The sequence below is a fragment of the Pseudomonas sp. NPDC088322 genome, from assembly GCF_044740745.1.
Classification (GTDB): Bacteria; Pseudomonadota; Gammaproteobacteria; order Pseudomonadales; family Pseudomonadaceae; genus Aquipseudomonas; species Aquipseudomonas shirazensis.
Genome location: NZ_JBIURK010000004.1, coordinates 360135 through 371895, shown reverse-complemented (window position 1 = coordinate 371895; position 11761 = coordinate 360135). Strand labels below are relative to the sequence as shown.

Annotated in this window: 10 protein-coding genes; all 10 read right to left on the bottom strand. The window is 63.8% G+C overall.

Going from position 1 to position 11761, the window contains the following annotated elements; genetic code table 11:
- The 10 genes from ACIOAU_RS12500 to ACIOAU_RS12455 all read right to left on the bottom strand — a co-directional run bounded on the left by ACIOAU_RS12500 (position 1) and on the right by ACIOAU_RS12455 (position 11754).
- A complete protein-coding gene (locus ACIOAU_RS12500) occupies positions 1 to 1155 on the bottom strand; it encodes a lactonase family protein (RefSeq protein WP_150570222.1) in 1155 nt (384 codons plus the stop codon).
- Positions 1103 to 1408 (bottom strand): DUF5629 family protein, encoded by a 306-nt coding sequence (locus ACIOAU_RS12495; RefSeq protein WP_101321369.1) that lies wholly within the window; start codon positions 1406 to 1408, stop codon positions 1103 to 1105. The genes ACIOAU_RS12500 and ACIOAU_RS12495 overlap by 53 nt, the downstream gene beginning before the upstream one ends.
- A gap of 86 nt (positions 1409 to 1494) precedes the next feature.
- On the bottom strand, positions 1495 to 3870 hold the full coding sequence (locus ACIOAU_RS12490; RefSeq protein WP_150570237.1) for an RND family transporter: 2376 nt from the start codon (positions 3868 to 3870) through the stop codon (positions 1495 to 1497).
- 20 nt (positions 3871 to 3890) lie between these two features.
- Entirely contained in the window at positions 3891 to 4901 is a 1011-nt protein-coding gene (locus tag ACIOAU_RS12485; protein WP_150570221.1) for a YCF48-related protein, read from the bottom strand.
- Between the two features lie 351 nt (positions 4902 to 5252).
- On the bottom strand, positions 5253 to 7910 hold the full coding sequence (pepN, locus tag ACIOAU_RS12480) for an aminopeptidase N (RefSeq protein ID WP_401182266.1): 2658 nt from the start codon (positions 7908 to 7910) through the stop codon (positions 5253 to 5255).
- Positions 7911 to 7922: 12 nt separating this feature from the next.
- A complete protein-coding gene (locus ACIOAU_RS12475) occupies positions 7923 to 8753 on the bottom strand; it encodes a DUF2797 domain-containing protein (RefSeq protein WP_150570219.1) in 831 nt (276 codons plus the stop codon).
- Positions 8750 to 9010, bottom strand: a complete 261-nt coding sequence (locus tag ACIOAU_RS12470; RefSeq protein WP_101321377.1) for a YeaC family protein — start codon at positions 9008 to 9010, stop codon at positions 8750 to 8752. Before ACIOAU_RS12470 ends, ACIOAU_RS12475 begins: the two co-directional genes overlap by 4 nt.
- A gap of 13 nt (positions 9011 to 9023) precedes the next feature.
- Positions 9024 to 9896, bottom strand: coding sequence for a rhomboid family intramembrane serine protease (locus ACIOAU_RS12465; RefSeq protein ID WP_150570218.1), 873 nt, complete (start codon positions 9894 to 9896; stop codon positions 9024 to 9026).
- The gene (locus tag ACIOAU_RS12460) at positions 9893 to 10864 is read right to left on the bottom strand and encodes a metallophosphoesterase (RefSeq protein ID WP_101321381.1); all 972 of its coding nucleotides are present in this window, start codon (positions 10862 to 10864) and stop codon (positions 9893 to 9895) included. Before ACIOAU_RS12460 ends, ACIOAU_RS12465 begins: the two co-directional genes overlap by 4 nt.
- Positions 10864 to 11754 (bottom strand): NAD(+) kinase, encoded by an 891-nt coding sequence (locus tag ACIOAU_RS12455; protein ID WP_101321383.1) that lies wholly within the window; start codon positions 11752 to 11754, stop codon positions 10864 to 10866. Before ACIOAU_RS12455 ends, ACIOAU_RS12460 begins: the two co-directional genes overlap by 1 nt.
- Positions 11755 to 11761 lie beyond the last annotated feature (7 nt).

Genomic DNA, 11761 nt, shown 5'->3' with positions numbered 1-11761 from the left:
TCAGTCGAGAAACTTCAGGTCTGACGGGGCCGGCTGGTCGAACTTCTGCAGCGTTTCACCGAGTTGGCCAGTGCGTGGGTCGCGGTGCATGACCACGATCTGATTGCTCTTCTGGTTGGCCACCAGCAAATACTTGCCGCTTGGATCGATAGCGAATTCACGTGGGTGGTCGCCCTCAACCGATCGCCGCTGCAACAGGCTCAACTGGCCATCTTGCTTGCCGATCGCAAACACCACGATCTGATTGGCCGTGCCGCGATTGCTGACATAAAGGAAACGCCCATCGGCCGATAGGTGCAAGCCGCCGCCGGCCTTGGCGGCAGGGTCTTGGCTGTCGGTCAGCGGCAGACGCTGACGCTCGATCAGGGCATCGTCACGCACATCGAACATCACCACTTCAGCGCTCATCTCGAGGGTCAGATAGGCGTGCTTGCCCAGCGCGTCAAACAACAGATGGCGCGGGCCGCTGCCCGGCGGCAGGCTCACCGAAGCCGGCGTTGCCGGGCTCAGCGGCTGCGTCGGGCTGGCGCCGTCGTAGGCGTAGACAAACACCCGGTCGGCGCCCAGATCGCTGGCGTACAGACGCAGGCCTTCGGCCGAAGGCACGACCGAATGCACATGGGCGCCGGCCTGGCGCTCCGGGTTGACCTTGCTTGGCGTGTGCGCCAACTGCTGCACCTTGTCGCCGAGCTTGCCGTCCTTGGCCACTGGTAGCACCACCAGGCTGCCACCAAGGTCGGGCGCGACCGCGTAGTTGGCGACGAACAGGTAGCGCTGATCCTGGCTGAGGCTGGCGTGGGTCGGCTCATCGCCGGCGCTGGACACCTGGTTCAGTGGCGTGATCACGCCCTTGCTGCTCACTGCAAAACTGCTGACATGGCCGCGCGGGGTTTCATTGACGGCGAACAGCAAGCGCTGGTCGGCCGACAGCACCAGCCAGGACGGGCTGACCGTCTTCACCACCTGCAGCGGGGTCGGCTCGATACGGCCCTTGGCTGTATCGAACTGATATCGATAGATACCCTCGCTGGCAGTGCCTTCGGTATAGCTGCCAACCAGCAGGGTGGCGGCCTGCGCAGTGCCGAGCACCGCGCCCAATGCGCTAGCGCTCAACAGGGTTTTCCAGCTGCGGCTGATCATCTTCCTGGTCATCATCGTCTTCGTCCGAGCCGTACACGGCACTCATGCAGACTAGCTCATGCTCGCCCTGGTCATCGTTGAGGCGCCACTCTTCGCCGGCGCCGACCGCGGCCGCGACCTGTTCGGCAGTGAATTTCCAGCGTTTTAGGTTGCGCCCGTCCATGCATTCGATAACCAGGCCGCTGGCGTCGAAGGTGAAACCGAAGGCGTGCAGGCCATCGATCAGGAGCATGTCGCTGGTGGCGAGGGCAGTGGCGAGGGTGGTCATGGGGCTACCTTGATGCGCAAAGCGTCCAGTATAACCAAACCCGGGCCAGGCCCGCTGCTCACCGCAGCGGCCTGACCGCACAAGCGTCAGTGGGCGAAGATCGAGCCGCCCTGCTTGCCTGCCAGTTTTTCCGGCTTGATCAGGAAGCGCGCCAGTGCCGGCAGCAGCCAGAGTGCACCGAACATGTTCCAGAGCAGCATGAAGGTCAGCATCAGGCCCATATCGGCCTGGAACTTGATCGCCGAGAAGATCCAGGTGCACACGCCGATGGCCAGGCACAAACCAGTGAACAGCACCGCCTTGCCGGTCGAGCGCAGGGTCTGGTAATAGGCCTCCTGCAACGGCAGACCAGCACGCAGGAAGCTCTCCAGACGGCTGTAGATATAGATCCCGTAGTCGACCCCGATACCCACGCCAAGCGCCACCACCGGCAAGGTCGCGACCTTGACGCCGATGCCCATGAACGCCATCAGCGCGTTGCCCAGCACCGAGGTCAGCACCAGCGGCAGGACGATGCACAGCATCGCGGCAAACGAGCGGAAGGTGATCAGGCACATGATCGCCACGCACAGGTAGACCAGAATCAGAATGGTCAGCTCGGCCGACTTGATCACCTCGTTGGTGGCCGCCTCGATGCCGGCATTGCCCGCCGCCAGAAGGAACTGCAAGCCGTCACGGTTGTGCGTATCGGCAAAGGCCTTGGCTGCGGCGGTGACGCGCTCAAGGGTTTCTGCCTTGTGGTCGTTGAGGAACACCAGCACCGGCGCCAGCGAACAGTCAGCGTTGTACAGGCCGTCGGCGCGGGCCACCGAGCTGTTGAGCACATCCGGGTTGCGCGAGAGGGTTTCCCATTTCAGGTTGCCCTCGTTCATGCCGCGGATCATCTGCTTGGACACACTCACCAGGGAGATTGCCGACTGCACCCCGGGGGTGTTCTGCATGGTCCACATCAGCTCGTCGATGGGGGCCAGGGTCGAGTGGATCGAGCAGCTCTCCGAGGGCGTCTTGACCATGATCACCAGCACATCGGAACTGGTCGAGTAGTTGCTGATGATGAAGTGGTTGTCCTGGTTGTAGCGCGAGTCCGGGCGCAGCTCCGGGGCACCCGGGTCGAGGTCGCCGATCTTCAGGTTCTGGCTGTACCAGAGGCCGCCGCCAAAGGCGACCAGCGCCAGCGCAACCGACACCGGTGCCACTTTAGGGCTGGCAAAGTTGGCCAGCAGGCGCCAGAACGGGTGCTCGCGGGTGGCGTCACGCTTGGAGCGCTCGACGGCCTTTTTGCTGATGCCGACATAGGAGATCGCCACCGGCAGCAGGATCAGGTTGGTGAAGACAATCACCGCCACGCCGATCGAGGCGCCGATCGCCAGCTCGCGGATCACGCCAATGTCGATGATCAGCAGAGTGATGAAGCCCACCGCGTCGGCCAGAATCGCGATCATCCCCGGCAGGAACAGCTGGCGGAAGGTCCGCCGCGCAGCGGTCAGGGCATTGTCGGCGCCACTGGACTGCAGGGCGATGCCGTTGATCTTCTGCACCCCGTGGGAAATACCGATGGCAAAGATCAGGAACGGCACCAGCATCGAGTAAGGGTCGAGGCCAAAGCCCACCGCGTGCATCAGGCCCAACTGCCAGACTACCGCCACCAGGGTGGTGATCAACACGGCAATGGTGCTGCGGATACACCAGGTGAACCAGTACAGCAGGACCCAGGTGATCGCCAGCGCCACGCCGAAGAACAGCACCACCATCACCAGGCCGTCGATCAGGTCACCGACTTTTTTCGCAAAGCCGACGATGTGGATTTTCACATTGGGGTTCTGCGCCTGGAACTTGTCGCGGATCTTCTCTTCCAGCTGGTGCGAGAACTGCTGGTAGTCGAGCTTGACCTGCTTGCCCGGGTCCTGCGGATCGGGGTAGCTCTCCAGCAGCGGCACGTCGACGATGCTCGACTTGAAGTTGTTCGCCACCAGGCGCCCGACCTGGCCGGACTTGAGCACGTTGTCGCGCAGCTGATCGAGGCTTTGTGCGCTGCCATCGTAGGTGTTGGGGATCACCTCGCCACCGGCGAAGCCTTCTTCGGTGACCTCGGTCCAGCGCACGCTGGGGCTCCACAGCGACTTCAAGCCGGCGCGGTCGACACCCGGGATATAGAACACCTCGTCATGGATCTGGCGCAGGGTCTCCATGTAATCCTTGTCGAAGATGTCGCCGTTGACCGCCTCGACCGAGATGCGCACGGTGTTGCCGAGGTTGGCCAGGTCATTGCGGTGCTCGAGCATCTGTTCGATGAACGGGTGCTGCAGCGGAATCATCTTCTCGAAACTGGTCGAGGGGCGAATCTGCGTGGCCTGCCAGAACAGCAGGATGCTCACCAGCAGGCAGAGGCCGATCACTACCGGGCGGTTGTTGAAGATCATCCGCTCGAGCAGGGTGGGTTTGTCCTGATGATGCTGGGGCATGTCGAAGCGCTCCGGGCCGGTCATGGTTGCTGCTCCTCGGCGCCTTGGCCGTTGGCCAGGTGGATGCCGCCCTGCCCGACCAGCAGCAAGCCGCCGTCGGCCAGGCTGGTGACGCCGGCCAGGGCGATGCGGTCGGCACGGTTGAATACGCTGAAGGTCAAGCCATCGTCACGGCTGCGCAGCACACTGCCGCCGTTGCCGACCAGGACGATACTGCCGTCCTCGAGCAGCGCCGCGCTGGCCAGGCCGAACTGCAGCGGGCCGCGACTGGCGGTCAGGGCGATCTGCTGCCAGCTGTCGCCGAAGTCACTGGAGCGGTAGAGGTTGCCCCGCAGTCCGTAGGCCAACAAGGTGTGCGCCTGGGCAGTGCCGAGTACGCCGAACAACGAGCCCTCGTACGGGCCCTCGACGCGCGACCAAGTGGCGCCGTTATCGCCGGAGCGGAACATGCTGCCCTGCTCGCCGACGATGAACAGGCCGGAGTCCTTGATCGCGGCGATGCCATTCAGGTGCAGTTGATCGGGGTTGTCGAGGCGCTCGGCGACGTCCTGCCAATGCTGGCCGCCGTCGGTGGTCTCGAGCAGCGCGCCGTAGGCACCGACGGCAAAGCCATGCTGGGCATCGACAAAGCTGACGTCGAGCAACGGCGCTTCGCGGGCGAGGTCTTCGAACTGCTTGCTCCAGGTGGCGCCGCCATCGCTGCTGGCGAGGATCTGCGCGTCGTGACCGACTGCCCAGCCGCGCTTGTCATCGATGAAGAACACCGCGGTGAGCAGTTGCCGGGTCGGCACGCGCGCCTGGCTCCAGGTCTTGCCCTGGTCGTCGGAGAACAGGATATGGCCACGATCACCGACCACCACCAGGCGCTTGCCGGCGTGGGCGGCGTCGATCAGCAGGTTGTCGACTGCCTTGGCCGATTCAGTCGAGTACTCCTCGGCGGCAGCAGCGACGACAGTGCCGCTCCACATACCCAGCAGCAACAGTGCGCCCGCGGCCAGTGGCCTGGCGTGCGCCATCACCCGTTCCCTCATGCCCTTCCCCTATTGTATTTTTCTTGGTGGGTCATCCAGTGCAGGCACTGCAAGAAGCCTGATTCAGAGGCCTGCAACAGCTTTGAGCCATCCTAGCGGGGAGTTCTGCGGCAACACAATTGGCGGGACGTTATGTTTTGTTAACGGCGACAGCGCCCTGTTGTTTCGACCGCGTCGCCGGGGTGCTGCGCGGTCGGCGTAGGAGCGGCCTTGTGTCGCGAAAGGGCTGCGCAGCGGCCCCAGATTTCAGCTTCGCAGCCGATATCCCCGGGCCAGCTACGCTGGCCTTTCCGACCGGTCCGGCGCCCCGGCAAGGCCGCTCCTACGCCAGATCACGGGCGCTCGCCAGGTTCATGCCAGGCTCTTGCTGACCACCTCGTACACGTCGCTGGACAAGGTGCCCGACGCCAGAATCCGCTCCAGCTCGGCCTTCATCAGCGCCTGACGCGCGCTATCGTACTTGCGCCAGCGGGTCAGCGGCGCGAGCTGGCGCGAGGCGATCTGCGGGTTGAGCGCATTCAGCTCGATGACCAGGTCCGCCAGGAAGCGATAGCCGGAACCGTCGGCCGCGTGGAAGTTGACCAGGTTCTGCCCGGCAAACGCGCCGATCAGTGCGCGCACCTTGTTCGGGTTCTTCAAGGTGAATGCCGGGTGCTGCATCAGCGCCTTGACCCGCGCCAGGCCGCCCGGCAACGAGCTGGCTGCCTGCACGCTGAACCACTGGTCCATGACCAGCGGGTTATCCTTGAAGTGCTCGGCGAAGGCTTGCAGCACTTCGGCGCGCTCTGCCTCGAACGGCGAGTTGACCAACACCGCCAGCGCGGTCAGGCGCTCGGTCATGTTGTCGCTGTCCTTGAACTGCTCAAGGGTCGCCGCCAGCACCTGCGGCTTGCAGCTGAGCATCAGGTACGACAGGGCGATGTTCTGCAGGCTGCGCCGGGCGAAGTGCTCGGCGGCCGCCACATATGGCGTGCGCCGCGACACTTCACGGTTGGCCTGATAGCGCGACCACAAGGCGTCGAACAGCTGCTCGGCGATCTGCTTGCGGGCAAATTCGCGGGCCGCGTGGATCGCGTCGACGTCGGCCACCTGGCTGATCTCGGTCAGGTAGGCCTCACCTGGCAGCGAGAGCATTTCCGCGACCATGGCCGGGTCCAGCGCGTCATTGCCGATGACCGTGGCCAGGGCAGTGATCAAACGCGGATCGAGGCTCAACGGCTGGCCGGCCTGATGCTGGCCGATCAGCTCCTGCAGCACTTGCACCGACAATTGCTGGCCGGCTTCCCAGCGATTGAAACCGTCGCTGTCGTGCTGCATGAGGAACATCAGCTGGTCGCGGTTGTACGGGAAGCTCAGCTTGACCGGCGCACTGAAGCCGCGCAGCAGCGACGGCAATGGCTTGGCGGCGATGTCGAGGAAGGTGAAGGTCTGCTCGGCCTCGGTCAGCGACAGCACGCGGCTGCTGCCCTGGGCGCTGGCTTCGCCGTCCAGGCGCAGCGGCAGGTCGTTGCCGTCGGCGTCGAGCAGGCCCAGCGCGACCGGAATCACGAACGGCAGTTTCTCGCGCTTGTCCGGCGTCTGCGGGCAGCTCTGGCGGAAGGTCAGGCTATAGCGCTGCGCTGTGCTGTCATAGGCTTCGCTGACCTCGAGGCGCGGCGTGCCGGCCTGGCTGTACCAGCGTTTGAACTGGGTCAGGTCAACGCCGTTGGCGTCTTCCATGGCCTTGATGAAGTCATCGCAGGTAACGGCCTGGCCGTCGTGACGCTCGAAGTACAGGTCACTGCCCTTGCGGAAGCCATCGGCGCCGAGCAGGGTGCGGACCATGCCGACCACTTCTGCGCCCTTCTCGTAGATGGTCAGGGTGTAGAAGTTGGAGATTTCAATGAAGCTGTCCGGGCGCACCGGGTGGGCCATAGGGCCTGCGTCTTCGGCAAACTGATGGGTGCGCAGGTACGCCACGTCCTCAATGCGCTTGACCGTGCGCGAGTTCATGTCGGCGCTGAATTCAGCGTCGCGGAACACCGTGAAGCCTTCCTTGAGCGACAGCTGGAACCAGTCGCGGCAGGTGATGCGGTTGCCGGTCCAGTTGTGGAAGTACTCGTGCGCGACCACCCCTTCAACGCGCTGGTGAGCGGCGTCGGTGGCCGTTTCGGCACGCGCCAGCACACAGCTGGAGTTGAAGATGTTGAGGCCTTTGTTTTCCATGGCGCCCATGTTGAAGTCGTTGACCGCGACGATCATGAAGATGTCCAGGTCGTACTCGCGGCCGTAGACTTCCTCGTCCCAGCGCATCGACTTCTTGAGGCTGACCATCGCGTGCTGGCACTTGTCGATGTTTTCTGGCTCGACATAGATGCGCAGCGCCACGTCACGGCCGGACTGGCGGGTGAAGGTGTCTTCGACGCACCAGAGGTCGCCCGCCACCAGGGCGAACAGATAGGCCGGCTTCTTGAACGGGTCTTCCCAGGTTGCCCAGTGGCGGCCGTCGTCAGCCGGGCCGCTGCCGATCGGGTTGCCGTTGGACAACAGGATCGGATAGCGATGCTGCTCGGCGATCACCGTGGTGGTGAACGTGCTCATCACATCCGGGCGGTCGAGGTAGTAGGTGATCTTGCGAAAGCCCTCGGCCTCGCACTGGGTGCAGTACATCGACCCCGACTTGTACAGGCCCTCCAGAGCCGTGTTGCTCTCGGGGTGGATCTTCACCGTGGTGTCGAGGGTGAACGTCTGCGCTTTCGGATGCAGGGTCAGGCTGTCGTCATCAAGCTGGTAATCGCCCGCGCTCAGGGCCTGGTCATCCAGTTGCACACTGACCAGTTGCAGCTGTTGACCGTTCAGCACCAGCGGCGGCAAGCCTTCGCCACGCGCCGGGTTGCGGCGCATCAGCAGTTGCGCATGGACCAGGCTGTGGTCCTCGAACAACTCGAAGGTCAGGTGCGTCTCGTCGATCAGGTACTCGGGCGCCTGGTAATCCTTGAGGTAGATCACTTGCGGTTGTTCGGTGCGCATGTGGCTGTCCTTTTACTGATGCACGGCCAACTGGTAGGCCGTGTATTTGCGAATATTGATCACGCCGGTATCGAAGATCAGGTACTGGCCCTTGATCCCGAGCAGAGTGCCTTCGATGACCGGGGTCTTGTCCAGGTTGAGGCTGACGATCTTTTTCGGATAGGCCTCGACCGGGTAACGGATCTCGACCACCTCGGCATCGGGCAGCGGCTGGATCGCTTGAAGGCCAAAACGTTCGTGCAGGGTGCGAATACCGTCGGCGCAGGCGTCGAAGATCTGCTCGCGAATCGCCGCCAGGTCGAGCACCTCGGCATCGCCCTTGAGCAGGTTGCGCCAGTTGGTGCGGTCTGGCACCTGGCTGCGCAATACATCCTCGACCAGGCCCGACTGCTGCCGAGTGGAAACGCGCATGATCGGCAGGGCCTGGATGGCGCCCTGATCGAGCCAGCGGGTTGGCAGTTGGGTAGCGCGGGTGATACCGACCTTGACCCCCGACGAGTTGGCCAGGTAGACCACGTGATCGGTCATGCAGAACTGCTCGCCCCAGGACGGCTCGCGGCAGGTGCCGGCGTCGTAGTGGCAACGTTCCGGGGCCATGATGCACAGGTCGCACTGGGCCAGCTTGGTCATGCACGGGTAGCAGTAGCCCTGGCTGTAGCTGGTCTTGGTGCGCTTGCCGCAGTGGCTACAGTGGATGGCACCGAGGTATTCAAGACGCAGGGTCTTGCCGATCATCGGGTTGACCGGCACCAGCGAATCACCCAGGCGAAAGCTGTATTGCACAACCGGTGCCTGCAACTGCACCGACATCTTGCTCAAAGAGCCACGAGCGAGTTCGATCAATGTACCGAGTCCGACTTGAACAGAATATTGGCGATGGGCGCCGACTTCGAGGCGCACTCTTGCGGGCCCATGTAACCGGTACGCTGGTCTTCCGGCAGGTTCTGCAGTTCCCAGGCGATGACCGCCTGCAGCGACAGCTCTTTCTGCTCGACGGTGAGCTTGCGCCCGTCGGACCATTTGCCCAGCTCGACCGCAAGCTTGAGGCTCTGGTAGATCTCGGGGGTGATGTTTTCAATCATTTGGGCGAACGTGGACATTGTCTCTCCTCAATCAAGCCGACAGTTTACGCCGCGCCAGCGCGCCACCCAAGAGCCCAGTCAGGCATCCGATGAGCAGGCCACCGACATGCGCGGCATTGGCGATCTGGCCGAAGCCGAGCTGGCCGACCACGCCGGTCAGGCACACCACCAGCCAGATCAGCATCATTACCAGTACGCCCTTGGGAAGGCGGTAATGCGGGTTGGGTGCCAGCCACTGGTACAGCCAGACGTAGCCGAGCAAGCCGTACAACACGCCGGACAGCCCGCCGAACAGGCTCGGGCCGCCGACCAGGTGCTGGGCCAGGTTGGAGATCAGGCTGAACAGCAGCGTCAGCAACAGCAGCAACCAAGGCCCCTGGCGCAGCTCGATGCGCTTGCCCAGCTCCCAGTACCACATGCCATTCATGGCCAGGTGGAGGAAGCCGAAGTGCAGCAGCATCGGTGACACCAGCCGCCACCACTGGCCATCGCTAAGGCCCTGGGCCAGCGAGCTGAAGTACAGGTACTCGCCCTGCACACGGAAATCGAGAAAGGTGAACCAGCTCAGAGTCGACAGGTTGTCGCCCAGCCCGGTGATTGCCGCCACCACCACGCACAGCAGCAGTACGCCAGCCGTGACCTTGCATGCGCGGGCCTGCTGGGCCAGGGACGGTTGCCTGGGCAGGCTGGCCTGAGCCGCGGCCGGCAGTTCGATCTGGTCGTTGCCTTCGGGGTAGCGTTCATACAGCTGGCGGACATCCTCGAGCAAGGCCTGGGGCGCCCACAACACCTGCTCTTCGCCCTCCTCGCTGACCCGGTGCGGCACCTGTAGGCGGCGCAGCAGGCTGACAAAACCACTGAGGTCTACGGTCAACGGCAGGCGCAGCACTTCGATCACATTCATTGAGTGTCCTGTGGGCGCTCGACATCGACCCAGACGAACTTGTGCGGGTCGATGCCGGTTTCGTCATCCAGGCGATAGGCCGCCAGTTTGCCGTAGAGCACGGCGCTGTAATCCAGGCAGGCCAGATTGGGCCGGATCGGCGCCGGGCGACCGCTGCGCCAGTAATGGCCGACGAACAGCATCGGTTGCGCTTCGTCATAGCGCAGCAAGGCGTTTTTCTGCGTGTGGCTGAGCGGCGCGCTGGCCACCTCGTCCGGCAAGGCATCGGGCTGGAACACGATGTCGCCGTAGGTCTGCGGGTCTTCTTCCCAGAACTTGGTGCGGAAGAACGCCCGCGTCAGGCCATCGCCACCGGTCAGGGTGAGGCCATCCGGCAGGCGCATGTCGGTGCCGCGCAGGAGGCGATTGCACACGGTCGAGGCAAAGCTGCCGGACACACCCGAGGCCTGAATGAAGTGCTCGTCGATGCAGCCGCTTGGGTACTGCGGGCGCAACTGCTCGATCAGGCTCGGGTCCCAGCAGGCATGCACCAGCCGGAAGCGCCCGGCATCGACAAACAGCGGCAGCTGGTAGAACCAGGCCAGGAAGTCGTGCCAGTCGCCCGGGTGCTGGGCGAACTGGGTCAGGGTTTCGTCGATCAGGCGCGCGTTACGCGGCGTGTGCTCACGGACAAATGCCTTGCCACTGCCGGGCAGCGCCGGCGTGACCCAGGCCAAGGCGTTGTACTCATGGTTACCCATGATGCAGAACGCCTGACCGGCCACGACCATGTCGTGGACGATATGCAGCGCCTCGCGAATTCGCGGGCCGCGATCGACGATATCGCCGAGGAACAGTGCCTGGCGCCGTGGATGCCGCCAGACCCCGCCCACGCGCTTGTAGCCGAGGGTATCGAGCAGGCGTTCGAGGGTATGTGCACAACCGTGCACGTCGCCGATGATATCGAAACTGCGCGCCGGATCGAGCATCAGTCGCCCCCACCCCCCAGGCGGCTGCCCCAGCCGAGCTTGGTGCGGCAGACTTCGTAGTAGTTGTGATCGAGCGGGTGGATCAGGCGCAGTTTCTGCGGCTTCTTGCTCACCGTGATGGTATCGCCGGGGGCGCAGGTGAAGTGGTTCTGGCCGTCACAGGACACTTGCGGATAGATCTGCAGGTCCTGCGAGACGACGATCTTCAGCTCGCTGTTGCCATCGACCACGATCGGCCGGCCCGACAGGGTGTGCGGGTACATCGGCACGATGACGATGGCGTCGAGCTTGGGGTGCATAATCGGCCCGCCGGCCGACAGCGCATACGCGGTCGAGCCGGTGGGGGTAGCGACGATCAGGCCGTCGGCCTTCTGGCTGCAGACGAACTGGCCGTCAATGTAGATTTCGAACTCGATCATCCGCGTCGACTTGCCCGGGTGCAGGACCACGTCGTTGAGCGCGTCGCCCTGGCCAATGGCTTCACCGTGACGGCGCACTTCGGCCTGCAGCAAGAAGCGGTTTTCGACCAGGTAGTGGCCGTCGAGCACTTCGGCGACCTTGACCTCGAGCTCATCCGGGCGGATGTCGGTGAGAAAGCCCAGGTTGCCGCGGTTGATACCGAGCACCGGCACATTGTGCCGGGCCAGCGCGCGGGCGGCGCCGAGCAGGCTGCCATCGCCGCCGACCACGATGACCAGGTCACAGACCTCGCCGAGCAGCTTGCGGGTCGAGGTCTGCAGGCCATGCCCTGGCAGCACTTCGGCAATCGTGTCCTCGAGGATCACGTGCATATGGCGATCGAGGAGGAACGTTTTCAGTCGGCGAATGGTGTCGAGCACCTGTGAGCTGCCCAGGCGGCCGATGATACCGATATTGCGAAATTGCTCCATGGTGCTC